This window comes from Paenibacillus sp. MMO-58 (assembly GCF_037146255.1).
GTDB lineage: Bacteria > Bacillota > Bacilli > Paenibacillales > Paenibacillaceae > Pristimantibacillus.
Genome location: NZ_JBBCVY010000002.1, coordinates 207,708 through 231,785, shown reverse-complemented (window position 1 = coordinate 231,785; position 24,078 = coordinate 207,708). Strand labels below are relative to the sequence as shown.

Annotated in this window: 37 protein-coding genes and 1 pseudogene; 32 read left to right on the top strand and 6 right to left on the bottom strand. The window is 48.9% G+C overall.

The genetic code is table 11. From position 1 onward, the window contains the following. Positions 1-52: 52 nt before the first annotated feature. The 3 genes from WFJ73_RS06985 to WFJ73_RS06975 form a co-directional block, all read right to left on the bottom strand. Positions 53-325: a hypothetical protein gene (locus WFJ73_RS06985; RefSeq protein WP_336772358.1), complete on the bottom strand. Its 273-nt coding sequence runs from the start codon at positions 323-325 to the stop codon at positions 53-55. 84 nt (positions 326-409) lie between these two features. Then, complete coding sequence (locus WFJ73_RS06980) at positions 410-865, bottom strand: C1q-like domain-containing protein (protein WP_336772357.1); 456 nt, start codon at positions 863-865, stop codon at positions 410-412. 185 nt (positions 866-1,050) lie between these two features. Beyond that, positions 1,051-1,509 (bottom strand): C1q-like domain-containing protein, encoded by a 459-nt coding sequence (locus tag WFJ73_RS06975; RefSeq protein WP_336772356.1) that lies wholly within the window; start codon positions 1,507-1,509, stop codon positions 1,051-1,053. 320 nt (positions 1,510-1,829) lie between these two features. Between WFJ73_RS06975 and rplS the strand changes: the two genes are divergently transcribed. The 8 genes from rplS to WFJ73_RS06935 all read left to right on the top strand — a co-directional run bounded on the left by rplS (position 1,830) and on the right by WFJ73_RS06935 (position 7,774). Beyond that, positions 1,830-2,171 (top strand): 50S ribosomal protein L19, encoded by a 342-nt coding sequence (gene rplS / locus WFJ73_RS06970; RefSeq protein ID WP_132305683.1) that lies wholly within the window; start codon positions 1,830-1,832, stop codon positions 2,169-2,171. Positions 2,172-2,277: 106 nt separating this feature from the next. Next, positions 2,278-2,955, top strand: a complete 678-nt coding sequence (gene lepB / locus WFJ73_RS06965; protein ID WP_336772355.1) for a signal peptidase I — start codon at positions 2,278-2,280, stop codon at positions 2,953-2,955. Positions 2,956-2,975: 20 nt separating this feature from the next. Further along, entirely contained in the window at positions 2,976-3,866 is an 891-nt protein-coding gene (ylqF, locus tag WFJ73_RS06960; RefSeq protein WP_336772354.1) for a ribosome biogenesis GTPase YlqF, read from the top strand. A 5-nt stretch (positions 3,867-3,871) separates the two neighbouring features. After that, on the top strand, positions 3,872-4,483 hold the full coding sequence (locus WFJ73_RS06955) for a ribonuclease HII (protein WP_336772353.1): 612 nt from the start codon (positions 3,872-3,874) through the stop codon (positions 4,481-4,483). A 91-nt stretch (positions 4,484-4,574) separates the two neighbouring features. Continuing rightward, the gene (locus WFJ73_RS06950; protein WP_336772352.1) at positions 4,575-5,084 is read left to right on the top strand and encodes a DUF4269 domain-containing protein; all 510 of its coding nucleotides are present in this window, start codon (positions 4,575-4,577) and stop codon (positions 5,082-5,084) included. Positions 5,085-5,209: 125 nt separating this feature from the next. Continuing rightward, positions 5,210-7,111 (top strand): hypothetical protein, encoded by a 1,902-nt coding sequence (locus WFJ73_RS06945; protein WP_336772351.1) that lies wholly within the window; start codon positions 5,210-5,212, stop codon positions 7,109-7,111. Then, the gene (locus tag WFJ73_RS06940) at positions 7,108-7,413 is read left to right on the top strand and encodes an EscU/YscU/HrcU family type III secretion system export apparatus switch protein (protein WP_336772350.1); all 306 of its coding nucleotides are present in this window, start codon (positions 7,108-7,110) and stop codon (positions 7,411-7,413) included. The genes WFJ73_RS06945 and WFJ73_RS06940 overlap by 4 nt, the downstream gene beginning before the upstream one ends. After that, positions 7,406-7,774, top strand: coding sequence for a YraN family protein (locus WFJ73_RS06935; RefSeq protein WP_336772349.1), 369 nt, complete (start codon positions 7,406-7,408; stop codon positions 7,772-7,774). The genes WFJ73_RS06940 and WFJ73_RS06935 overlap by 8 nt, the downstream gene beginning before the upstream one ends. A gap of 25 nt (positions 7,775-7,799) precedes the next feature. Here the strand turns inward: WFJ73_RS06935 and WFJ73_RS06930 are convergent. The 3 genes and pseudogenes from WFJ73_RS06930 to WFJ73_RS06920 all read right to left on the bottom strand — a co-directional run. Beyond that, positions 7,800-9,278 (bottom strand): annotated as a pseudogene (locus WFJ73_RS06930) (YifB family Mg chelatase-like AAA ATPase); the annotation flags it as partial. Between the two features lie 35 nt (positions 9,279-9,313). After that, entirely contained in the window at positions 9,314-10,750 is a 1,437-nt protein-coding gene (locus tag WFJ73_RS06925; RefSeq protein WP_336772348.1) for a recombinase family protein, read from the bottom strand. Beyond that, positions 10,734-11,306: a LexA family protein gene (locus WFJ73_RS06920; protein WP_336772347.1), complete on the bottom strand. Its 573-nt coding sequence runs from the start codon at positions 11,304-11,306 to the stop codon at positions 10,734-10,736. The genes WFJ73_RS06925 and WFJ73_RS06920 overlap by 17 nt, the downstream gene beginning before the upstream one ends. A gap of 270 nt (positions 11,307-11,576) precedes the next feature. On the opposite strand from WFJ73_RS06920, the gene WFJ73_RS06915 reads away from it, so the two are divergent. The 24 genes from WFJ73_RS06915 to WFJ73_RS06800 all read left to right on the top strand — a co-directional run bounded on the left by WFJ73_RS06915 (position 11,577) and on the right by WFJ73_RS06800 (position 24,062). Continuing rightward, positions 11,577-11,783, top strand: coding sequence for a hypothetical protein (locus WFJ73_RS06915; RefSeq protein ID WP_336772346.1), 207 nt, complete (start codon positions 11,577-11,579; stop codon positions 11,781-11,783). A gap of 4 nt (positions 11,784-11,787) precedes the next feature. After that, positions 11,788-12,573 carry a Rha family transcriptional regulator gene (locus WFJ73_RS06910; RefSeq protein ID WP_336772345.1) on the top strand — a complete coding sequence of 262 codons (786 nt, stop codon included), beginning with the start codon at positions 11,788-11,790 and terminating at the stop codon, positions 12,571-12,573. Between the two features lie 166 nt (positions 12,574-12,739). After that, positions 12,740-12,904: a hypothetical protein gene (locus WFJ73_RS06905; RefSeq protein WP_336772344.1), complete on the top strand. Its 165-nt coding sequence runs from the start codon at positions 12,740-12,742 to the stop codon at positions 12,902-12,904. Between the two features lie 16 nt (positions 12,905-12,920). Further along, complete coding sequence (locus WFJ73_RS06900; protein WP_336772343.1) at positions 12,921-13,091, top strand: hypothetical protein; 171 nt, start codon at positions 12,921-12,923, stop codon at positions 13,089-13,091. Between the two features lie 75 nt (positions 13,092-13,166). Then, positions 13,167-13,487, top strand: a complete 321-nt coding sequence (locus tag WFJ73_RS06895; RefSeq protein WP_336772342.1) for a hypothetical protein — start codon at positions 13,167-13,169, stop codon at positions 13,485-13,487. Positions 13,488-13,619: 132 nt separating this feature from the next. Continuing rightward, on the top strand, positions 13,620-13,979 hold the full coding sequence (locus WFJ73_RS06890; RefSeq protein ID WP_336772341.1) for a hypothetical protein: 360 nt from the start codon (positions 13,620-13,622) through the stop codon (positions 13,977-13,979). Beyond that, complete coding sequence (locus WFJ73_RS06885; protein WP_336772340.1) at positions 13,979-15,520, top strand: ATPase; 1,542 nt, start codon at positions 13,979-13,981, stop codon at positions 15,518-15,520. The genes WFJ73_RS06890 and WFJ73_RS06885 overlap by 1 nt, the downstream gene beginning before the upstream one ends. Next, positions 15,520-16,452 carry a recombinase RecT gene (locus tag WFJ73_RS06880; RefSeq protein WP_336772339.1) on the top strand — a complete coding sequence of 311 codons (933 nt, stop codon included), beginning with the start codon at positions 15,520-15,522 and terminating at the stop codon, positions 16,450-16,452. The genes WFJ73_RS06885 and WFJ73_RS06880 overlap by 1 nt, the downstream gene beginning before the upstream one ends. 3 nt (positions 16,453-16,455) lie before the next feature. Further along, positions 16,456-17,205 (top strand): MBL fold metallo-hydrolase, encoded by a 750-nt coding sequence (locus WFJ73_RS06875; RefSeq protein WP_336772338.1) that lies wholly within the window; start codon positions 16,456-16,458, stop codon positions 17,203-17,205. After that, positions 17,206-17,937, top strand: a complete 732-nt coding sequence (locus WFJ73_RS06870; RefSeq protein WP_336772337.1) for a hypothetical protein — start codon at positions 17,206-17,208, stop codon at positions 17,935-17,937. 14 nt (positions 17,938-17,951) lie between these two features. After that, positions 17,952-18,839: a replication protein gene (locus WFJ73_RS06865; RefSeq protein ID WP_336772336.1), complete on the top strand. Its 888-nt coding sequence runs from the start codon at positions 17,952-17,954 to the stop codon at positions 18,837-18,839. Further along, positions 18,766-19,107: a hypothetical protein gene (locus tag WFJ73_RS06860; protein ID WP_336772335.1), complete on the top strand. Its 342-nt coding sequence runs from the start codon at positions 18,766-18,768 to the stop codon at positions 19,105-19,107. Before WFJ73_RS06865 ends, WFJ73_RS06860 begins: the two co-directional genes overlap by 74 nt. 124 nt (positions 19,108-19,231) lie before the next feature. Continuing rightward, positions 19,232-19,402: a hypothetical protein gene (locus tag WFJ73_RS06855; RefSeq protein ID WP_336772334.1), complete on the top strand. Its 171-nt coding sequence runs from the start codon at positions 19,232-19,234 to the stop codon at positions 19,400-19,402. Further along, complete coding sequence (locus WFJ73_RS06850; protein WP_336772333.1) at positions 19,399-20,685, top strand: replicative DNA helicase; 1,287 nt, start codon at positions 19,399-19,401, stop codon at positions 20,683-20,685. Before WFJ73_RS06855 ends, WFJ73_RS06850 begins: the two co-directional genes overlap by 4 nt. Further along, on the top strand, positions 20,686-21,090 hold the full coding sequence (locus WFJ73_RS06845) for a hypothetical protein (protein ID WP_336772332.1): 405 nt from the start codon (positions 20,686-20,688) through the stop codon (positions 21,088-21,090). Between the two features lie 122 nt (positions 21,091-21,212). Beyond that, positions 21,213-21,446, top strand: coding sequence for a hypothetical protein (locus WFJ73_RS06840; RefSeq protein ID WP_336772331.1), 234 nt, complete (start codon positions 21,213-21,215; stop codon positions 21,444-21,446). Continuing rightward, positions 21,443-21,850: a hypothetical protein gene (locus tag WFJ73_RS06835; RefSeq protein WP_336772330.1), complete on the top strand. Its 408-nt coding sequence runs from the start codon at positions 21,443-21,445 to the stop codon at positions 21,848-21,850. The genes WFJ73_RS06840 and WFJ73_RS06835 overlap by 4 nt, the downstream gene beginning before the upstream one ends. A 104-nt stretch (positions 21,851-21,954) precedes the next feature. Beyond that, entirely contained in the window at positions 21,955-22,242 is a 288-nt protein-coding gene (locus tag WFJ73_RS06830) for a hypothetical protein (protein ID WP_336772329.1), read from the top strand. Further along, complete coding sequence (locus tag WFJ73_RS06825; RefSeq protein WP_336772328.1) at positions 22,239-22,400, top strand: hypothetical protein; 162 nt, start codon at positions 22,239-22,241, stop codon at positions 22,398-22,400. Before WFJ73_RS06830 ends, WFJ73_RS06825 begins: the two co-directional genes overlap by 4 nt. Beyond that, positions 22,397-22,522 carry a hypothetical protein gene (locus tag WFJ73_RS06820; protein ID WP_336772327.1) on the top strand — a complete coding sequence of 42 codons (126 nt, stop codon included), beginning with the start codon at positions 22,397-22,399 and terminating at the stop codon, positions 22,520-22,522. The genes WFJ73_RS06825 and WFJ73_RS06820 overlap by 4 nt, the downstream gene beginning before the upstream one ends. Next, positions 22,513-22,683: a hypothetical protein gene (locus WFJ73_RS06815; RefSeq protein WP_336772326.1), complete on the top strand. Its 171-nt coding sequence runs from the start codon at positions 22,513-22,515 to the stop codon at positions 22,681-22,683. Before WFJ73_RS06820 ends, WFJ73_RS06815 begins: the two co-directional genes overlap by 10 nt. Positions 22,684-22,696: 13 nt before the next feature. Further along, on the top strand, positions 22,697-23,218 hold the full coding sequence (locus tag WFJ73_RS06810; protein WP_336772325.1) for a hypothetical protein: 522 nt from the start codon (positions 22,697-22,699) through the stop codon (positions 23,216-23,218). Then, positions 23,215-23,385: a hypothetical protein gene (locus WFJ73_RS06805; RefSeq protein WP_336772324.1), complete on the top strand. Its 171-nt coding sequence runs from the start codon at positions 23,215-23,217 to the stop codon at positions 23,383-23,385. The genes WFJ73_RS06810 and WFJ73_RS06805 overlap by 4 nt, the downstream gene beginning before the upstream one ends. Beyond that, positions 23,382-24,062 (top strand): sigma-70 family RNA polymerase sigma factor, encoded by a 681-nt coding sequence (locus tag WFJ73_RS06800; protein ID WP_336772323.1) that lies wholly within the window; start codon positions 23,382-23,384, stop codon positions 24,060-24,062. Before WFJ73_RS06805 ends, WFJ73_RS06800 begins: the two co-directional genes overlap by 4 nt. Positions 24,063-24,078 lie beyond the last annotated feature (16 nt).

The window sequence follows — 24,078 nt, the reverse complement described above, 5'->3', positions numbered from 1 at the left end:
AAGAACCGTCGCACAGCCTATATGGCCGAGCAGGCGGTTCTTTTTTGCATAATTAAATGCAGCTTGTACCAGATGGTTCGCTGCAGTGTTCCGGCTGTTGCTGGAAATGACTTGGAACGCTAATTTCGGGACATTTTTGTTTTGGATTTTTTTTGACGATGATTTTTACCGGTTTACAAACGCATTTAACGGGTTTACAACCAAATCCGCGTTTCTTTTTCCTATTGGAGCTGCTTTTCTTTTTGCAAGCACCATATCCGGTTTTTTTTGCAAATGAGCCGCAACCGTAGCCTAAAGTTTTTACTTCTTGTTTTTTTGTTGGCATTGTCTATTACCTCCCATCTGTAAAAAGAATCAGTGTTGAAAAAATACCGACTTCTTGCAGGGAATCGGTATTTCTCTTGTGCAATTAGCGAATTCTTTTTCCTCTAAAGCGCGTCGAATTTCCTTTTAGAATCACGCCGCCGGAGACATGGGATGAAGCGGATAGTTTGACTACGTCTCCCTTGCGAAGCCTTTTGACTGCAGCTGCCGTAATAAACTCGCGGTCCGAATTAATCACTTTACTGCCGGCAAAAACAACGAATTCATTGACGGTAAGAAGAAGGAGTACCTCGTCTGGCTCCTTCGAGCCTCTTTTGTAAAGAATACTGCCGAATAAAGAGTAGACACCGTCATGCTTGGGTACAAACGTGGAAGTGACGGGGTTGTATTCGTTTGCCGCATCAAAGATTACTTTGCCGTACTTTACGGTAACGCCAAACTCCGGTCTGCCGATGGATTGATTTTTTGCAGAGATGGCTTTGAAAGCTGACTTAAACGACCGTGGACGGCATGTCCCTTTTTTTACTTTGCGGATCGACATAAGACATGACCTCCTTTCCTGTGATATCATTTCTGAATTAGCAATACACTAAAGTATGCATATATAGATTTGATAGAAACGGCAGGAGTCGCGAATCTAGCAAATAGGCGTGGAATGAAAAATAAAAAGAACTCACCGGTCGAATATTCGAAGCCTAATGAGTTCTTTATTGCCGAATGAACGAATTAACGGACGCGGAAGCCCTCGAAGCGCGTTCCCGCACCCGAAGCAATGGCGCCACTGATGGTTGCTTGCAGAAATACTTGTACCTCGTCGCCTTTTTTGAGCTTGGCGGTACCCGAGGTCATGACAATTCCGCGGCCTGCGCTTAAAGTCTGAACGACGGGCAATTGCGAAGTATCGTTCACGAAAATGACAAGCGTAACGGTGACGGGGTCGGACGCCTCCGTTGAGTAAAAGGCACTGGCAAAAAACGTATAAACTCCGTTTTGTTTTGCGGTAAAGGTAGAGGTAGCGGGATTGTATTCTTTATTGAGGTCGTATTGTTCTTGCCCGTAAAGCACTTGCGGTACGGTAGTGGATGAAACGTTTTGGAATTGATTGGAGATTGTGCGGAACGCCGATTTGCGGATTACGCGCGTTTTGCCCTTTGCATGGGTTTTGGCTGCCTTTTTGTTATCCATCGCATATCCTCGTTTCTATTTATTAATAGCTTACTATATGATAGAAGCCTTCCGGCAGAAACGGCTTATAGCTGCAAGTCCATGAAATAGGCCGTTTATAATGGATTGCAACGTGTAAAATGCTTATCTTTTGGATATACTGAAGAAATAATAGAATTTTTGCGGGCAATAAGGAATATTAGGTTGAAAAAAGTGCTGCGCTGTGATAAAATTTCAAATGTTGTTCGTATTAATCGGGCGGTCCGCTAATAGTGATGACGCTGCTCATAGAAGCAGAAAGAGCTATTAAGAACGTCTATGGTGGAAGGAGTGAAACTACAATGAATCTTTTACAAACGATTGCTCAGGAACAGCTTCGTCAAGACCTTCCTAGCTTCCGTCCTGGTGACACGCTGAAAGTACACGTTAAAGTTATCGAGGGCTCGCGTGAGCGTATTCAGTTGTTCGAAGGCGTTGTAATCAAACGTCGTGGCGGCGGAATCAGCGAAACTTTCACAGTTCGCAAAATTTCGTACGGTGTTGGTGTGGAAAGAACTTTCCCGCTGCATTCGCCAAAACTCGAGAAAATTGAAGTTGCTCGTCGCGGTAAAGTGCGTCGCGCGAAACTGTACTATCTTCGCGAACTGCGCGGTAAAGCTGCGAGAATTAAAGAAATTCGTTAAGATCAAACGACAAGAGGGGCTTGCTCAAACAAGCTCCTTTTCGTTATTTTGACAGGACTTGCTATGTACGAATAGGGACACTATAGAATGGAAAGAAGGCGTACTGGTGAATTCACAACAACATAATGAAGATTCGAATCAGCAAACAGAAGCAATCGATGGATCTGGACTGAATACATCAGGACCCGCTGGCGCAAAAAAGGGCGGACGAGCATACAAGGAAATTGTAGATTGGATTAAAGCGCTCGCGATCGCGGTCATTCTCGTGTTTATTATCCGTACGTTTCTGTTCTCGCCATTTATCGTTGAAGGACCTTCTATGGAGCCTAACTTCTATACGGGCGAGCGGCTGATCGTCAACAAGCTGATTTTCAAAATCCGCGAGCCGCATCACGGAGAAGTCGTTGTATTCCATGTGCCTGATCAAGGACGCGATTTCATTAAACGGGTCATCGGCGTACCGGGCGACACGATCAAGGTAGTAGGCGACGACGTGTTCGTTAACGATCAGAAGGTTGATGAGCCATATATTAAAGAAGCTATTGAAGCGGCACATGCCAATGGAGAGCTGTACAATACCGGCCCGGACTTCCCGAACGCGAATGTTTCGGAATCCGTTGTTCCTGACGGCAAAATTTTTGCAATGGGCGACCATCGCGGAAACAGCCAGGATAGCCGCGATATCGGCTTTGTGTCTGAAAAAGAGGTTATCGGCCGTGCAGACGCCATGTTCTGGCCATTAAATAAAATCAGCATCATTAAGCACTACAAAGTGCACTGGTAATGTTGCAATGAGGTGAGGAAATGACCATTCAATGGTTTCCCGGTCATATGACCCGGGCAAAACGGCAAATTCAAGAGAAGCTTAAACTAATCGATATTGCCATTGAGCTATTGGATGCGCGTATTCCGCTTTCCAGCCGCAACCCTATGGTTGATGAGATATTAGGCGGCAAGCCGCGGCTGATTGTTTTGAACAAGTCGGATTTAGCCGATCCGAGAGTGACGGAGCAATGGATCGACTATTTCAAATACGAAGGTCATGAAACGGTAGCTGTCGATTCGTCGACAGGAACGCGCGTCGGAGATATTCCGGTGAAGGCAAAGGAAATATTGCAGGAGAAGATTGATCGCCAGCTGGCTAAAGGGATGAATCCCCGCGCCGTTCGGGGGCTGATCGTCGGGATCCCGAATGTCGGGAAGTCGACGCTGATTAACCGCCTGGCAGGACGCAATATCGCGATTACCGGCGATAAGCCTGGTGTTACGAAGGGCCAACAGTGGATTAAGACAACCTTTGACATGGATCTTCTGGATACGCCGGGTATTTTGTGGCCTAAGTTCGAGGATGAGCTCGTTGGCTACCGTCTGGCTATGACAGGGGCGATCAGAGAGCAGATCTTGAATGTCGAGGACATCGCGTTTTTTGCGGTTCGCGAGCTTGCCGAACGTTATTGGCCTGCGCTTCAGGAACGTTTCAAGCTGGATAAAGCTCCAACCGATCTATCCGAGTCGGATGAAGTGGTACGGATTATGGAAGACATCGGCCGTCGCAGAGGCTGCCTCGTAAGCGGAGGACAAGTGGATCTGGAGAAGGCTTCCGGTATTATTTTGCGGGAGCTTCGTTCGGGTAACCTTGGCCGCATAACGCTGGAAGCACCGTTCCCTGCGGCTGCGGGCAGACCGGGGGAATAACAGACGTGCTGGATTACGAAGAACGGCTATGGGCCGAGGGATATTCCGCTATTGCCGGCGTGGATGAGGTAGGCAGAGGCTGCCTGTTTGGCGATGTTGTTGCAGCAGCGGTTATTTTACCGCCTCATCTTGTGCTTGAAGGGGTCAACGACTCCAAGAAGCTGTCGGAGAAAAAGCGGAACGAGCTCTACGACGTCATCGTTGACAAAAGCATTGCGTGGGCTGCGGCCCGCGTGGATGCCGAGACCATCGACCGAATCAACATCAAGCAGGCTGCAAGGCTTGCGATGAAGATTGCGCTGGAATCGCTGAAGACGCAGCCGGATTATTTGCTGGTGGATGCGGAAAAGGTAGATCTGCCGAAACCGCAGCTAGCGATAATAAAAGGGGATGCCACCAGTCAATCGATAGCAGCCGCCTCAATCATCGCGAAGGTGACAAGAGACCGGTTGTGCGAGAAAGAGTGGGAGCAGCTTTATCCGGAGTATGGAATTGCGATACATAAAGGCTATGCGACCAAGCTGCACCGGGAAAGGCTGCTGGAATACGGAGCAAGTCCTCTTCACCGCAAATCTTTCTTGGGTAAAATTTTCGTGGAACAGCAACAGCTATTTTAAAATAAATTCCTTAATATTGTGCTAGAAAGACAGCGTACTGCTTGTAACGAAGCGATACGCTGTCTTTTTTTTTCGGGGAAAGGAGGAGCGCTTGACGGAGAGAGGGGAAGTTAAACAACGCGCGTACGAGGCTGTCGACAAGCTTGGCATTATGCGTGACTTAGCGGCGTATACGCCTGTATTGTGTGGTACGATACCAATCGTCATTGACGTGGAAGGCTCGGACCTGGACATTGCAATGGAAGTGCATGATGCTGAGAGCTTTAGGGAACGCGTAGCTTTGCTATACGGACAGCATGAGGATTTCTGCTGGAAAGAAAAGCGGATAAGGAATCTGCCGGTCTATAAAGCGAATTTTCGATACGAGGGCTTTGAGTTTGAGCTGTTCGGACAACCTGTTCCAGTGACCAAGCAAAACGCGTATCTTCATATGGTTGTAGAAGAGGAGCTAATGAAGAGGAATAAGGATTTGAGAGCTCAGGTAATCCGGTTGAAGTCCCAAGGGATCAAGACTGAGCCTGCGTTTGCCCGATTGCTTGGCCTTGAAGGAGACCCCTACGAGGCATTATTGACGCTTGGCAGAGAACTTAGAATAATTTAGAGCAGGACCATGCAGAAAGTCATTGTATTGTTCTTCAGAAGAAGCGGTCATCTACCGATAAATAGGGTAACAAATTGCGCGTTGTGTCGTTTCAAGCTTATGCCACAGCGGAAGAAGGTGACCAAATGAATATTGGACAGTTGGTAAGAGGTTTATTGGGCGAGTCGTCCGGAAGCGGGGATACACGGAAGCTGGAGCTGAAGCCGGGGCAGGTTGTCCGCGGCGTCGTACTGCAGCTATTGGAAAATAACGAAGCAACGGTTCAAATAAACGGCTTACAGGTTCGCGCGTTTCTAGAGATGCCACTTGAGCCGAGGAAGTTTGCGATGCTGCAGGTGCAGCCGCAATCGGCTGGCGGTCTGCTTGTGCTGAAGCAAGTGGAGAATCAGGCGGGTCTCGAAGATGCCTTGAAGGATTGGCTGAAGCAAAGCGGTTTGCCTGACCAGGAGTGGGCAAGCAACATTTTGAAGGATCTAAGAAAAGACGGCATAACGATGAGCCGTGATACGTTTGCGGCGCTTAAAGCGGCAACCGAGGCTATGCCGCAAGGCGCGGACGCCGAGCAGTGGATGCAAGCGGCGGCGGCGGGGGTGAAGCGCGGGCTGCCGATGTCCGGCGGCACGATTGGAGCGCTGCAGCAGGTTATGTTCGGGCGTCCCGCGCACGAACTGCTGGATACGCTGCAGCAGCAGCTTGCTGCCATCGCCGGCGAAGCATCCGGCGATGACGCGGGCGTTGCCGCGCCGCGCGCAGGCGGCAGCACGCCGCAGGCGCTGCCGCAGCTGGCCGCGCGGCTGGCGGCGCTGCTCGCCGAAGGCGCAGCGCTGCAGAGCGCCGCGGCCACGGCGGAGCCGCCCGCGGCAGCCGCGCCGCAGGCGCCGGCAGCGGCCGGCGCAGGCGCAGCTGCGCAGCGCGCCGAAGGCACAGGCGCGGGCGGCCAAGCCGCGCCTGCTGCGGCAGCGCAAGCGTCCGCGGCGGAGCCCGCGGAGCAGGGCGCGGAGCCGCAAGGCGCACGCCCCGGCACAGCCGCGGGCGGCAGCACAGCCGCATCCGGCAACTGGCTGGGCCAGATGATGAAATGGATGGGCGTCGACTATGAGAATCAATTGTCGAAGCAATTGCCGGTCCCGCTCGCTCAAGGGGCTGTACAACCCCAGGAGCAGGATGCTTCAATGGCAGTCAGTCGCAATAGCAATGACAGCGGAGTTGCAGACGGGCCAACCGCTGCACGCAGTCCACAGGGCTCTGCGGATGCGCTAACACGCCAACAGCCGGCGGAAGGACGCCAGGAGACGCGTCAAAGCTTGAATGCGCAGCAGGCGGCTGGGCAGCAGCCAGACCAGGCTGACGCAGCCGCGCCTCATGACAAAGAGCAGAGAACTATCCATAACGAGCGATCCCGCGAGTTGCTAGTGACGCCGCAACAGCTGTCACCGGACAGAGTGAGCACGGATGATGCCAAACCTGCAGCGCAAGAATCATTAAAGAGTACGCTGCTTGCGATTGCCGCATCCAGCGACGCACCGCCTGCTTTGCGCGAGACCGCACAACAGCTCGTCCAGCAGATAACGGGACAGCAGCTGCTGTTGTCCCCGGAACGAAACGGTGCTGTTTTCTCGCATCTCACGATGTTTGTGCCGCTTACCGGTCCGGATGGGAATCAGACCGCTTCCGTTCATATTCAGACAAGAAGAGGGCGGCAAGGCCAGCTGGACGCTGAGAATTGCCGGTTGTTGTTCGATTTGTCGATGAAGACGTTAGGTCCTACCATGGTTGACGTTAATGTCATGGACAAAATCGTCAGCTTGACTTTATGGAATGATCATCCCGCAATAGCTGCGCTTGTAGATTCCTCCCGCAATGAAATAACGGCAAGTCTTAACCAGGCAGGCTATCAGCTCCTATCCCTTCGCGCTACACCAACAAGAGCGGACAGCGAAGAGGGAGAAGGGGCTGCTAAACGGATCATGCCGGATCCGTCTCAATTCGTGAACACGCGTTATAAAGGGGTCGACATACGGGCATGAGTTCGGAACAGAAGAACGGCAAAGAGAAGAGGACGGTTAAAAAGGCCGTAGCGCTAAAGTATGAGCCCGGCGTACACAAAGCGCCGGTCGTAACCGCCAAAGGGAAAGGTTATTTGGCAGAGCAAATATTGGAGCAGGCGGCAGAGCATCATGTGCCGGTGCAGCAGGACTCTTCGCTTGTGGAAGTATTGTCCAAGCTGGATGTCGACCAATCGATTCCGCCCGAGCTGTATACGCTTGTCGCCGAGATCTTAAGCTTTGTTTATCGTTCCGACCAGAGAGCGAGGGATTTGGATGAGTGAGGACCGAAGAAGGCAAACCGGACTGGCCGGCGAAACGGCTGCTTGCCTATATCTTGAGAATGAAGGATATGCCGTCATTGAACGGAATTGGCGATGCCGTTCCGGGGAAATAGACATTATCGCAACCCTCGATCATACGCTTGTTTTTGTCGAAGTGAGGACGAGAAGAGCGGGAGGACGATTCGGGACAGCTGCGGAATCCGTAGACCGGCGCAAACAGCAACAGGTGGCACTTGTCGCCCAGGTGTATTTGCGAATGAGGCAATTAACCTATCCTCCCATGAGGTTTGATGTCATTGCAGTCACCATGAACCGCGATGACTCCATCGGCGAAATTAAACATATAAAAGCGGCTTTCTAACCGGTAGAAAGCCGCTTTTTTTCTTTTATAGATCAAGTCTTCGGTATTGAATCGCTTCCGCCACATGCACATCCTCCACGTAGTCGCTGCTTTCTACATCCGCAATGGTTCTAGCCAGCCGCAAAATACGGTCATAGGCGCGCATGCTGATATTAAGTACCGTAAGCGCATGGTCAAGCAGCTCAAAAGCTTCTTGCTTCATTAAAATAGAGCGCCTCAGCGACGTTCCGGACAGTCGCGCTCCTGGTTTGAGCCCGAGCTCTTCATCCCGTCGTTCTTTTCTTGCCCGTGCCTCAAGCACAAGCTGCCTCATTCGGGCAGAACTCATTTCGGCAGGGCTTTCCGCATCGCCTTCCCATTCTATCGGCCTAGGAACCTCGAGCTGGATATCAATCCGGTCAAGAAGAGGGCCGGACATCTTGCTTTTATATTTGGCAATCGCGGAATCGCTGCAGGAGCATCGTTTCTCGGCCGTTTCATGGCCAGCATACCCGCATGGGCAAGGATTAAAGGAAACAGCCAGCATAAGTCTAGCCGGAAAATGGAATACGGCCCTTGATCTTGCTATGGTGACGATTCCGTCCTCCAATGGCTGACGCAATACCTCAAGTACGGTTCTGGAGAACTCCGGAAGCTCGTCCAGATAAAGCACGCCGTGATGGGCGAGGGTTACCTCGCCGGGCTTCGGCACCGAACCGCCGCCTATGAGCCCTCCGGCCGATATCGTGTGATGCGGCGAGCGGAAGGGAGCAATCCTAATCAGACCTTTCGCGTCGGTAGACAGCTTGCCTGCCGCGCTGTAAATCTTGGTCACTTCCAGTGCTTCTTCTTCGGTAAGAGGAGGAAGGATGCCGGGGAGACGGCGGATCATCATGGTTTTACCGGTACCAGGAGGCCCCGCAAACAGGATATTGTGTTTCCCGGCTGCGGCAATTAACAATGCGCGCTTGGCCTGCTGCTGGCCGTATACATCGCTGTAGTCCCCTATATCGACCGCATGCTCTTCAGCGGCGGCGGCAGAAGCAAGCTCTCGGCTGGCGGCAGCGTCAAACCGGATATCGGACCAGGCTTCAGAACCTTTATTCTGTGTTAAAAGCTCTTTTAGATGGGTCACCGCATAAAGCTCCATCTCCGTAATCCAAGCGGCTTCCTTGGCATTTGCCAGCGGCAGCAGCACCTTCCGGATGCCAGACCGCTTAGCTTGCTCGATCATGGCCAAAACGCCGGGCACGGGACGGATGTCGCCGTTCAAAGACAATTCTCCAATCAGCATCGATTGCTCGAAAGGCTTTGCTTCGAGTTGACCGCTCGCGGTCAGAATTCCCGCAGCAATCGCAAGATCGAAGGCAGTGCCTTCCTTGCGCAAATCCGCGGGAGCCAGATTGACGGTTATGCGTTCCAGCGGGAAAGCGAACCCGCTGTTCTTAATCGCTGCGCGGACCCTTTCGACGGATTCTCTGACGGCAGGATCGGGCAGACCAACGACGCTGACCTGCGGCAGACCGCATGTATTTCTAAGTCTACAATATACAAAAAAAATTACGTGGTTAAATATAACTCAATTTCGCCATCCTTGTAAATAATTTTATCCAAAATACCGCGAAGCGCTGCCTTTTTTTCTATCCTATCCATTCCATTCAATGCCGCAATTCTGCCCATTATTGAAGATACATCAATAGCTTCATGCTTAATATTATTTAGCTTTTCGCTTATCTCTGCACGTTCTTCCTCAGCCCTGGCCGTGGCTTTCTTCATGTCTTCATCGGTTATAAAGCCATTTGTCCAACCAGCAATAACCTTTTGAATCCTAGCGTCAATTTTCTTCAGCTGTTCATTTAGCTCATTGTGTTCATCTTTCTTTTTTGGTTTTTGTTTGACTATCTTTTCAAGATATTCAGGATCACGATTATTGTATATCGCTTCAAGTTCGCTTAATATCGCGGCTTCAATTTTAACGCGGTTTACTGAATGATACCGGCAGCCGCCGCCTGATGTATTTCGTGAGCACACATACCAGGCTATTGTCGTTCTACCTTTTGCCCTAGACATTTTGCCGCGCATATTGGCGCCACAGTAGCCGCATTTAAGATAGCCAGTCAATAAATATGTTTCACTATCTGCGAAGCGTCCTGCCTTAGCCCTGGCCCTTAATACATCATGCGCTTTTTCAAATGTTTCCGGCGATATGATAGCAGGGTGATTATTCTCTTTTATAATCCAATCAGATTCGGGTAGCTTAATGACCTTATCGCCTTTTGATGTTGTCTTGTTATGATATACCGCGCCTTTGACCTTTTCATTCTTAATCAACCGTAAAACGCTAGTTTGGTTCCAAAGATTGCCGGCCTTTGTCCGTGAACCTTTTTCATTCAATATTTCAGTTATCTTTTTATATCCCATGTTCTGAAATACTAAGTCAAACATAAGACGTACAAATTCCGCTTCTTCCTCTACAATCTCAAAAGCACCGTCAACTACTTTATATCCATAACAGGCATCGCTCATTGCTCGATCTGTGTTTTTAACGATGCTGGTCATTGTCGCCTTTACGTTGTCGCTAATGCGGCTGCGCTCAAACTCAGCGAATGTACCCAGGAGCTGCAAAGTCATGCGGCCTACTGAAGTTGATGTATCAAAATGCTCTGAAGCGGAAACATAAGAACAATCAAATTGCTCGAATAGATCAACGGTCTGAAGCAAGTCACGCAGATTGCGACAAAGCCGGTCAATCTTAGTTGTTAGTACGGTGTCAAACTTACCTGCTTCAACATCTGCTATCAGCCGTTTTAGTTCGGGCCGCTTCAGGTTCTTTGCGCTTCTGCCTTCCTCTATGTACATAACAGGCGTTCCCCAATCCATCGCCTTACAATAGGCCGTCAAGCGTTCCTGCTGTTCTCCTAAGCTGTCGCCTTGTGCTGCCTGTTCCTCAGTAGATACGCGAATATACGCCGCTACGCGCTTAGAATCGAATGACACTCTTAACCACTCTCCCTATAATTCTTGGATCACCAGGCGGGTATGTCACTGGCACCGATGCCGGATCAAGGCTCACTAATATATATTGTTCTCCGTTTGTATACAGCCGGCGAACGCTTGGCTTGCCGTCAATCTCAGCAAGTACTATGTCGCCCATGCTGGCCGTTGGCTGGCGTCTTACAAGAAGCATGTCATTCTTGTTGATCCGCGCCAGCTCCATAGAATCATCATTCATTCTGAAATAAATATGTTCTCCCGATTCAGCCCATTCTGTCGGAGCTGTGTCATACCCTTCAAACAATTCTTTTCCTTCAGGATCAAATCCGATTAGAATAGGCAGCTTAATGCCAGCTTGCCCACTTGACACGTCTTCATCTTCATTAAGTTCTTGGAGCGTCATGCCGTAAAATTCAGCTAATTTTTCAGCCATCATTTCAGTAAGACGCTTTTGACCCTTCTCCACTGAATAATAATGTTGCACGGAGACACCAAGATGATCAGCTATTTCCTGCCCGCTTAATCCTTTATCTCTCCTAATTTTTCGCAAACGCTCCATTGTAGAATGCTCCTCTTGATTAATTTTTAAACCTTCGCAGATTAATTTAACATTCGTTTTAATCCTTTGCAAATACCATTTATGTCCAAATAGGAGCATACGAAAGAATTAAGCTTAAATTTTAAGCCTGTACATAGTTTTTATGGGAAATTTCTCCGAAAATCACCGGATTCGGCAAGATTCGACGGATTATGACGTTCGCCTTTTAATCTTTTTAGGCTGTATTATTAATCTCGTAAGAACGGCACGAATGAAACGAGGTGAACAAAATTGTTGAACATCGCAGCGAGAATGACGGAAGTGATAAATGAATCGGGGTTCACAGCGGGCGAAGTTGCTGTATTGGCGGGTTATCATCCGAACTACTTGAAACAGATGCACGCCGGAAAAATTCGCTGGACTGAACAAGCGGTTGACCGTATCGGTAAGGCGCTTGACCTGGAAGTTAAGCTTGTAATTCAGCCTATTGGAGGATAGCACCGTGACAATTAAAGAGATTTTGCAAAACAAGCTTGTGCAAATCGAGAACGGAAGACCTGTTACAGATAGTTTAACGGTTGCTGAAGCATTCGGCAAACAACATAAAGACGTATTACGCGACATTCGCTGTCTCGGCACTAGTGAAGATTTTAATCAGCGCAATTTTGCGCCGGTCGATTACAAGGACGCCGGCGGCCGGACTTATCAGAAATACATTATGACGCAAGATGGTTTTACGATCTTAGCTATGGGATACACAGGAAGCGAAGCAATGCGATTCAAAGAAATGTATATTAACGAGTTTAACCGAATGCGAGAAGAATTAAAACGCATTGAGCAACCGCGTACAGGAATTTATGACGATCCTGCTTTGCTTCCTATCAAAACTGAATTGCTAGTAGTAGAAGTAACGGCCAACATGCTAGGGCTTCCGAACAGCGGAAAGCTGAAGCTTCTGCAAGACTTAAACGAACGAAATAATATAAAAGTTGCGCTGCCGGCTTACGTTGAAGAAGAAGCCACCGAATCGGCAACAACGCTTTTGAACAGGTATGCAATCAACATGACGCCGGTTAGGTTTAATAAGCTAATGATGGATGCCGGTCTATTAGAAGAAAAATTTCGTGAAGGTTCGGGCGGCGAATTAAAAAAATTCAAATCATTGACGGAAACCGGTCAACGGTTTGGCAAGAACTTAATCAGTCCTAAACAACCAAGAGACACGCAGCCGCATTACTTTGAAAGTAAATTTCTTGACCTGATAGAGCTGCTTGAAAACTTGTTATGAAGCAGCCTGAAATAACAATTGTTAAAGTCGCATTCATAAAAGACGGTGCGGAAGTAGAGCCGACAGAAGAAGCATTGCTTCGAATCTATAAATTTGTGTCCGGCAAGGACTACGAGAAAAGGGAAACCGATTCAAAGGGGAAGGAACCTGAGAGGGGATAAGGGCATTGTACGAAGATAATTGGCTTAACGCCGCTGCTGACTACTACACCGCGAACCGTATTGGCGTACGGACGGGGCTGACATTCCTAGTCTTCCTCAAGCTTGTAACAGAGCTGAGAGACAGCGGCATGAAGACAGATCAATATTTTACATTCGCAATCATCGCATAAGGGGATTGAAATTTCAATGATCACATTGACATTAACGGCAAAAAACGTTGATGACCTGAAGCGACAGCTAAAAGAACAGCTTGCAGCTTATGAAGGCGTTCCGTTGTATGGCAGCTTAACAATGCCGGCGAACCGTGCAATTCATCATTCCATTAGTGCTAATGAATCCGTCTTTAAAAACAGGTAAATTAAACCAACCAGCATTTGTAAAAAACCAGATGGGGTAAATATCAGAAATCACAACTTAGGGGAGGAATCATCAATGAGTAATTCCAATCAAAATCCTGTTTTAAACGGCATGGCTATCAACGAGGTTGTTGCTTCGATCACAATCAACAACAAAGTCAAAGGGCTGCATAATCCGACACGCACGTTTGAAGAAGTTATTGCTGATGCAAAAGCACAATTATCCGTTGCTTTGGCTTCTGAAGATATGCAACCAACTGGCGGCATTTACGAGCTGGCCAACGTCATTCTTCAAATTGCTGAATATTGTGGGGAACAAGGTATTGACCTTGAAGAATTGATTCGTGAACAGCTGCTTTACAAATTGATGCAGCCGGCTGTCAAGGTGCAGGAATGAACGAATTTGAAGAACTGCGCTCTGACTTTCAAATAATTCTAGGAGACATTAAAGCGCTGATGGACAAGGTTCACACCTTGTCCGATAGGCTCTATGAAATTCAGCTATCTAACGCAATGGAGGTTGCCCAACGTGGAACATATAGCGCCTGAAATCACGGTTGAACTGGCGATTGCAGCATATCAGAAGACCGGCTTCGAACCGGTGCAAGATCATTTCTTTCTTGAAGAAAGCGGCGGCATGTGCGCTTGCCTGGTGGGCGTTCTGTATGCGGCATGTGGCAACGAACTTGAAAACATCGTACTTGATGCCGGCAAAGCTGAGACGTTTGCACATCAGCGGTATGGCCGGAGCTACGCAAACGGAATGATTTCCGGCTTCGATGGCAGCGAGTTCAATGAAAACAATTCGGAAAGCTGGCAGAACGGACACCGCAAGGGCCGTGAAATATGGGAAGGCGTTAAACATCTAATCAAGGAGGAAACGGAATAATGGCGGTTGTTAAATTCATGCAATTGGCCCTAATCAATTATGCGGGCATCAGGCAAGTACAAGTTAATTACAGCAATTTCGTTCAGTTAATCGGCCAAAACGGGGAAGGCAAATCATCCATTGGTGGCGCGCCGGTTTGGATCTTATGGGGCAAGGACTTGAACGGGGCTGATTATACGAAAGACAAGTATAGTCCGCGGCCTACCAACTATGAATATGACCGTGTATTTGCTTCGATCCTGCTGACGGTTGACGGCAACGAATACAAATTCGCCCGTGAAATCATTGGGCCAACCAACAACTTCTATGTCAATGACATTCCGAAGAAGGCGAAGGAATTTGACGCCGCGGTTGCCGCGCTAATCTCTCAGGATGAATTTATGACGGTTTATTATCCCGCGTACTTCTTCGGGCTAAGTTGGCAGAAGCAACGGGAACTGATGATGAAGGGCGCGAAGGCGCCGTTGAATAAAACGGTTCTGAAGGGCATTGAAAAGCTTTACGCTGACAAGCTTGAAGTGCTGCTGAAGAAGCATAGCATTGCTGACCTGGAAGCCAAGTACAAGCAAGACAAGCCACGCCAGGAAAAGGAATACAACCAGGCGGTTGGAGCTACTAGCAAGGTTCGGGAAATGCTGAACAGCTTGCCGGCGCCGGAAGGCGATCTTGAAACGATGGAAGCGGCGGTTGTGGCTGCACGGGAAGCCTTCCAAAAAGAAGACCAGGTTAGGGCTGAAGCCTGGGCAATCAACAACCGCTATTACCAGCTTTTGAGTGAATACAACCACGCCGCTGACCTTGTTGAAAAGTCTAAAGAGCGATGGCCGGAAGTGAAGAACAGGGAAATTGCAGACACCTGTCATATGTGCCGGCAGCCGTTGCAAGGCGAAGCGCTGCAAGCTGTTCAGGACAACAAGCAGAAGGCAATTGAATCATACCAGGCGGGCCATAAATTACTGGTTGATAGAAAGAAGGCGGCTGCTGAAGCCCTGGCCGGCGTTGAAGAAATCGACATCACCGAACAGAACGCCAAAGCCAAGGCGCTTGAAGACAAGTATGAAGAATTGCTGACGCCGTTGATGGCAATGAAGCGATACGAGCAGATGAAAGCCGAATTGGACAAATCCGCTGAAGCCGAAAAGACGGCCCTTGAAGCCTTCAAAGAATCAACGCTGATACTTGACGCAATTAAAGCTTTCAAAGCGAAGGAAGCTGAGCTTCAGGCTGCTGAGATTGAATCCAAGTTCACCAGGCTGTCAGTCCGGTTGTTCAAATACATCAAGACGAATGACGCCTATGAACCGGACTTTTCAATTCAGTATGACGGCAAGGATTACGCTTATCTATCAACCGGCGAACGCATTGCCGCGGGCTTGGAGCTGGCAGAAGTGCTTCACAATCAAACCGGCCTGATTGCACCGGTGTTCATTGACCATATTGGCGAGTATACCGGAAACATCGTTGCTTATGACCAGGTTATCACGGCCCGCGCTGTTCCTGATCAAACATTACAAATCGAAACTATTGGAGGACAAAAATAATGACACAACTGGCCCTTTATCAATCCTACGCATTCGGTGAACTGCTGCCGGAGGACGTGAAGACGATTCATGAAACAATCGCAAAAGACTGCAACGAATCGCAATTCCGCTTGTTCATGGCGGTTGCAAAAGCAGCTGATGCAAATCCGATCATGGGTGAAATTCATCCAACCGTATATAACGGAAAATTGACCTGGCAATTCGCGGTAGATTATCACTTGAAGAAATCCAAACAAAGTAACGGCTACAAAGGATATGACGTTCAGATTGTCCACGAACATGACATTTTTAAAATGCACCAGGAGCAAGCGGAAGACGGCCGTTATTATGCGGTGATTGATGAACATTCGTGGAGCTTCCCGCGGGGCCGGCAAGTTGGCGGTTATGCCGTGGCTTATCGTGAAGGCATGGCGCCGTTCACCGTGGTTATGGACGTTGAAGAAGTGGAGCATTACAAGAAGTCGAACATCGGTATGCAAAAAACGATGTGGACGAACAACTTCAACGATATGTTCAAAAAACACATGGTAAAGCGCGCTTTGAAGGCTGCCTTTGGTGCCGGCGCTGATGATTCGGAAGACGGCATTGGCGAAGGTGCCGGCGCTGCCCCTGATCCATACGAACGCCGCGACATAACCGCGGAAGCTAACGGCCAGCAGCCGGCGCCTGAAGTAGAACCGGAAAAACCAAAGAACAAGCCAACACGCCAGGCTGACACTTCAGAGCCAAACGATGTTGACCCAATCCAAGCAAAATGGGATGAAGTGGGCGCCTTGTTCGCAAAGCTTGGCATCACGGACAAGAAAGCACAAGTCAAATACCTGGAAGATAACCTTCGAATCAAAGGTGAATCCGCAAACGTTGCGGAGCTGACCGGCCTGGTCAAGCTGATGACTCTTGAACTTGAAGCTAAATCTGATGACCTGGAATAGCCCATGCAGGTAAGAGTTCACGCAACCGGTTCAACAGGGAACTGTGTTTCAATCAGTAATGGACATATAACAATCCTGGTTGATGTCGGCCTTCCCAAAACGAAGATAGAGAAGATTCTTTTGGAAGACGGAATTGACCCGACAAAGATTCACTCAATATGGATCACGCACGAACATGAAGACCATTGCAAGGGCGTTGCCTTTGCTGACAAGTACAAGATACCGGTTTACGCCAGTGAGGGCACGTTAAAGGCCCTCAACCGGCTGGACACCGGACGGATAGTGAAAGATGGAAAATCACAGTGTTTTGACGCCTTTTCGCCAAAGCACCTCTTTGTCACGCCCTTTAACGTCTCTCATGATGCTTTTGAGCCGCTTGGATTCGCCATTCAGGGCGCTGACGGAAAGGTTAGCGTGATGATGGACACCGGCATTGTAACGCCGGACATGCTGCGGGCAATGGCAAACAGCACCGTGTATGTGTTCGAGTGCAACCATGATGAAGACATGCTGATGAACGGCGAATACAACGAAGCCCTGAAGCGCCGGATACTGGCGACAACCGGCCACTTGTCGAATGATGCCGCGGCGGTTGCTTTGTCCAGGCTGATCAAGGGAACGGGCGAACGAATCATGCTGACACATATGAGCAGCAGCAACAACATGCCTGGCCTGGCGGCGGCGGCAGTAAAGCGGGCGCTGAAGAAAAACGGATTGAAAGCAAATGTACATTATACTTTGGAGGTTTTTTAAATGAGTAAAGCAAACGCGAAAAACGCGCTTTCACGATTAATGGGAACTATCTATTCCCACTACGCAAGACAGGTTGAAGAATACTTTGGAAAGCTTGAATCCGATCTTGCTGAAGCCAAGAAAACGGAAGAACAAGCGGTTCGCATGTTGGGCGCTGCTGGTCTTGAAATGGCTGACATGATTAAAGAACGTGACCACTATCAAGCGGCGTACAAAGCCGAGAATGACCGGAAGCTTGAAGATGAAACCAGGCTGAGAAAGGTTAGTGAAGAAAACCTTCGACTTGCCAAGCACGGCCAGCGCCTGCAAGCGGCATATGACAGCCTGCGCAAAGAGAATGAAGAACTAGGCCAGGAAATCAGCGAATTGAAGAACGCAAAGCCTGCGCCGGTTGTGCTGCCTGGACACATCGCGGAAGCGTTGGGGAAAACGTTGAAACTTCACGCCGGCCGTAAAGATTTTGTTGCGTGGGTGATTGCGGGTGAAATTCAATCAAATGATTCTCGTGAATTGCGGTTATTGAAAAACCACGCCCAAAGAAAAGACGCGTTTATTCCACTGGTTAACGCGATCCAACACGGCTACACAACAACAGAGCCGGAACCAACGCCGGAAGTTAAATTTGCGGCAGCGGTGCAGGAAGTATTGAATGCTGGTTATTCAACGGTTCAAACCGCTGTGAAGATCAATGAATTGAGCAAAGCCTACGAGCAAGACAAACAAGCAAAGTGAACAGGTGATGCAGCTTGGCAAGCCCACAGAAAGACAACGGTTTTACGGCTATAGCAAATGAAATACTTGATGCAATATGCCGGTTTAACTTCAACGGGGCACAGCTACGGATTGTCATGAAGGTATGGCGCATGACCTACGGTTATAAGCGGAAAGACCATGCGCTTGCCTTGACCTACTTGCAAGAAGCAACCGGCTTGTCACGAACCGCCTTGAAGAAGGAACTTGGTTTCTTGATAGATATGAAGGTGCTACTTGTAACAAAAGAGCAAACAAACAAGCAAGCTCGAAAGCTGGCATTCAATAAAAATTATGATGAATGGGCGGTTGTAGCTATGGCGCCAAGAAACGAAGTTGAGGGCAACGTGAGTGACCCTCTAGAAGATGATTTTGAGGGTAACGCGAGTGACCCTCTAGAGGGCAACAGTGGTGACACTCAAGTAATTACTTTGGGGGTAACAGTTGTTACACCAATAAAGAAAAAAGATTTAAAGAAAATCTTTAAAGAAAATATAGAGTGTTTCAATGATTTCTATCTTAACTACCCAAGAAAGATTTCAAAACAGGCGGCATTAAAAGCCTGGAACAAATTAAGCAAGGAAGAAGACTTTGACCCTGAAGCAGTTATTCAGCAAACAAGCAATTATGCGAAGACGTGTGAGCTGCTTCAGACAGAAACGCGGTACATTCCGCACCCTTCAACCTTCTTGAATCAAAAGAGATATGAAGATTATTCCACGGTTGATCCTGAAGGGCTGGCAAAAGGGAAGGAAACGAAATTTGATTCTAACCTTGATTTCTTTAAAAACCAATTAGGGGGCGGCGGCGTTGAACCGGCAGCAAGTGAGCTTACTTTTGGCGAAGGCGGCGGGAGCCTTCCCGAACAAGGCACCGAATTTTAAAGCCAACCCGCAAATCTTTGAAATATGGGTTGAACACCTGGCGAACGTGGACGGCATGACAGCCCTGGCTAATCTTGACCGTCATACCGCTTCAAGTAATTTCTTCCCTGACATTGCCGACATCGTGAAAGAAGCGCCGGAAGAATCTAATAAATTGCTTCTAGCCGCATCGGATGATAGGGAAGCTCAGCTTGATGAATGGTTATCAAGAGCAATACCGATGCCGGCGCATCTTAAAAACCAATTGAAACGGGTGATAGGCGATTGAACAAGCACAGAAAAACAGCACAGCCTTTTCACGGTTCTCCATCCTACTCTATCGCTATATTCGTACTCAGAAAAATAGAATCGCTTAGAAAGGCTTCTAGGGGGCTTAAACGGGGTGAGGAAGAATGAACGAACTGCACGAATGCACCGGCGCAAATAGCATGAATTGCGAAGTGAAGTTTGAATATGGCGAATGGGCGCTGATAGCCTGGAATGACATTGAAACGGATTATGCACGGATTCCGGTTTCGTACTGCCCCTTCTGCGGGCTGACGCTGGAAGGTGAGCCGGTATGAGCTATGAAGCGGAATCGGCCGTACTAGGCGCAATAATCGCTAATCCTGATCTAATTGATGATTGTTACCTGATGCCGGAAGACTTTGCAGCAGACCCGCGGCACGGGCCGATACTTGAAGCCTTGCTTGAATGCTATGCAGAAGAAAACGCGGTTGACGTGGTTCTTATAGCAAAGCGATTGGGCGCCGGCATTACGAATCTGGGCGGCGTGGGATACCTCAGCCAACTGTCATCATCCGTTCCAACCGTTCACAATTTCACGCTATATCAGGGCGTTGTTCGTGAAGCCTACACACAACGCCAAGCTTCTGCGTACCTGGCAAGCACGGCAGCCGGTGAACGGATTGACCTGAATGAGGTTATTGCAAAGGCTGAGGAATTGCAGGAGCTGGAAAAGCGGCCAGGGGCAAGCCACGGGCTGAAAAAAATGTCGAAGGTGCTTGACGGCCACGAAGACAAGATTGAGGAACGCGGCAAGAAGCGCGGCATGACCGGCGCCAGGACAATCAGCAAACGGCTGGACAAGCTAACCGGCGGGCATCAGCGTCAAGAGCTTGTCATTGTGGGCGCACGGCCTTCAATGGGCAAAACGGTGTATATGAATGGTGATGCGCTTCAAGTGGCTAAGAACGGCTATGCGGCGGCCATATTCAGCCTTGAAATGCCTGAGCTTCAAATAAGTGAACGCATGGTTTGCACAATGGCCGGCCTGGAATTCGAAAAAATGCGATCCGGCGCCTTTGAAAACGACGATTGGGTTGCTTATACGTCAGCGCGTTCGCAGTTGGATAATCTACCAATCTTCATTGACGACAAGCCAGGCATGACAATCCAATACATCAGGAGCCAGGTAAAGAAGCTTGTCAAGGAACAACCGAACTTAGTTGTTTATATCGACTATTTGCAATTGGTAAGCGGCGGCAGGCGCTTCAAAGATACCCAAGCAGAGGTTAGCTATGTTTCGAAGCAGCTGAAACTATTGGCCCGTGAATGCGATTGTACGGTTGTGGCATTGTCCCAGGTTGGCCGGCAAGTAGAGCAACGCCAGGACAAGCGCCCTATGCTTTCAGATTTACGTGATTCCGGCAGCATCGAGCAAGACGCTGACAATATCATTTTCTTGCATCGCGAGGAATATTACGATCCGAACACGGATCAAAAGGGCATCGTTGAACTGATAGTTGCCAAGGGCCGGAACATCGGGACATTTACAATCAAAATGGTGTTCCTGCGTAAAGTCGGCAAGTTCGTTGACATTGACCATGAAAGGAAGGCGGCTTAAATGCTTAGACAATTGCTGAAGCTGAAACATCTAGATAGAGAAGAACGCGGATTTTTAAAAGATGAGATTGCATGGGAAAAAAATTGGAGAAATCGCCGGCGTTGTCCGATATGCGGCGGGGAATTGGTTTCACGGTCTTGGGACGATGAATCCGGTTGTGTCGAGACTATAGAATTCTGCGGAAGAAATCCTGAGACAACGCACTATAAAGACCATTGGTCATATGGTTACACTGATCTTTTCGCCGGCAATAACGGATTCTTCTATAACTTTTCTGACACTGCGGAACATTGCGAGGAAAAACGGCGATTGTGGGAAGCTGCAATTGTTAAAGTCAAGCGTGACACGAAGAAGCTCAAGCGCCTGGCGCACAGAAAGAAGCGCACGCAACGCAAGCGCAGATGAAGCGGCGAGTTGACCCATTCTTTCAAACCAAACCAAGCCAAATCATACATGACGATGAAGGGCGCGTTATTGGTGAGGTGTTCACGCTGCCGGTTGCATTGTCGCGAAGGGGAAAACCGCAAATGCAAAAGCGTTACAGACCGGTAAACATCAGCCGGATGCACGAATATGAGATTGACAATGCCATTAAAGACCTGGAACGGCGCGGCTATGAACTGGTTAGCCGCGGCAGACGGGACAGGCTGAGTATGGAAACAAGTTACCACGATACATCGCGGCAGAAATTCAAATACAAAGGCATGGGCTTGATGACAAAATATTGGGCCGTGCTGAAGCTGAAGGAGGAACCGGAATGAACCGGCTATCACAAAAGGCATTCACAGAAACAGAAGGCGACATTGCCGGATTCTATAGCACGCTTCAAGAGATTGTAAGAATCAGGGGCCAGCTTTTGCATGAATCGGCTGCCGGTGGGAGCGCGCCAGGCGAGAAGAAAGACCCGACAGCCAACCGCGCAATTGCCCTGGTAGACAACGGCCGGCTGAACCATCTGAAGCGCGTTGCTAAGGCTGTCAGTGAAGTGTACGACAAGCTTCCAGAGAAGCGGAAGCAACTGGTTCGATACTACTATTGGGATTTTCCAGGCCAAAAGCCGAATTGGAATGACCTGGCTGCCGTGCTGAACGAGAAGCGAAACCAAGTTGTCAAATGGCGAAATGAAATGGTGTATGAAGTCGCCGGAAGGTTGGGGCGGTCTTGAAACTAGTTAGGGCATCGCTTTGCCTATTGATGATTAAAAAAATCATAATTACGTCTCAATAAGTCGGATTTATGAAAATAAAAACCAAAGCGGGGCGAACTGGCATGAAAGAAGTAACACGCTATAAATGCGATCATTGCGAGAAATTAGCGGCACGGCCGTCCACGATTGCCAAGCATGAACCGGTATGCGTTAGCAATCCCGAAGGCAAGAATTGCTTCAATTGCGTGCATCAGGTTAGCGACTATTCAAATGAGCGCGGCGAACACAACCACGAATGCGACCTAATAGGCGGCGAATGTACCAAGTATAGGGCGCTGGAATGCGACAAATTTGAACGGGTGAATCATGAGGTATTGCCACCGGTTGTGGAAGAAGGGGCTTGGCCGTGAAAAAGTGGGCCTATCTGATAGATATGTATAAATCAGATATAGCAACTTGGAAGGAACATGGATTAGACAAGAAAAGCCCTGAGACGTTTCAAAGAATGAAGAACACACTTGCAAGGCTTGAAGCTGACCAGGGCGATGAAATGGGGATTGAGGAATGAACCACGACAAAGCAAGGTTTGCGGCTGCCGCAATCCTGTATGGCTTCCTGGGATACGTGATTATTGTCCTGTTCCTGGGCGTTTACTCGACATATATCCAGGAGGTGCCGCGGTGCCAATAAAAATAGTGATTGGTGATTGTGATAGATGCGGGGAACAGGCCGAATGCGTGCAGCTGGTTGTCAAGGAATTTGCAGAAAGCCCGCATTATGAAGGCTATGAAGATAGTAACGTTTGCGCTTCTTGCATCGGCAACATGTTAGCGCATGAAGATCAATTTTGAGAGGGGAAGCAACATGAGATATGTCGGAATAGATCCATCATCAACAACCGGCTTTGTTGCCCTGGACGAACAAGGCGAAGTCATTCGGAAGAAGGAATTGACCGGCATCGGCAAGGTTGATCCGAAGCGCATCGGGACTTTGGTTGACGAAATCATTGCCCATGTACAGCCTGGTGACATGGTTTGTGTCGAAGGCTATTCATACAGCTCCAAAGGCAAAGGCATCAGCTTTCAATTCGGATTAGGCGCGATGATACGCGATAGATTGTGGCGCAAGGGCATTGAATTTATAGACGTGCCGCCGGCAGCGCTGAAGAAGTTTGCAACCGGCAAGGGCAACACGAAGAAAGAAGACATGGTGAACCCGATCTTTGAACGATGGGGCTTCAGCAATCCGAGCGACAACGTGACAGACGCCTTTGTGCTGGCGCAAATAGCGAAGGAGCTGCACGAAGCGCAGCAAAGTGGGTATATCAAGAAGGTGCCAATCCATCAAGGCCAGGTAATAGGCGGCATATTGGGGATAGCACTATGAACCTGGAACAGGCAAGCAAAACGGAATTATTGACGATTATCGGCCATGATCCAACATCAAGACTATCTGACATCGTGATTGCGCGAGACATCTATGAAAGCAAGTACGGCAAGCTGCCGCGCTTCCCGATAGTTCAGCAGACCATAAAGAAGGTGTACCCGCGGTGAGACTTCAAGAAGACCGTCATTCATTGGTAACGGACAACATGGGCCTGGTACACAGCCACGCCTTAAAGATGGCAAGGGCGAACCGTGACGCGGCACTTGATTATGAAGACTTCTACTCTGCCGGCTGTATGGGCCTTATCCACGCAGCTGCACGCTATGAAGAATCAAGCGGATTGAAGTTCTCGACATATGCAACACAATGTATTGCGGGATTCATTAAGCGTCACAAGAACCAAAACACGCCAATCCGAGTATCTATGCACGTTGCTGAGCTGGCAACGGCCATGATTAAGCACCGGATGACAAAAGCAACTGATGAGGAAATTATTGCGCGGTTCAAGGTTCCGGCATCCCGCATTGAAAGCGCCAGGGAATACCTCAGATGGCTTGTTGTTTCTGCGGATTCGCCTTCTCCGGAAGACCCTGAAGTGACATTTGGAGACTTATTCAGGGGTTCAGAAAATGACCTGACACAGCCGCACGTTGATGAATTCATGAAGACGCTGACCGAACGAGAACAGTTAATTGTGGAATGCCTGATGATAGGCTTGCAATTCAGGGAAATTGCTCCGTTAGTCGGTGTAACCTACCAGCGCATAGGACAGCAGACAATTGATATACGCAATAAATGGATTGGCTTTGATACAAACACCAAGCCGGTAAGAAGAAGACATTAGTACAAACAAACCAAAA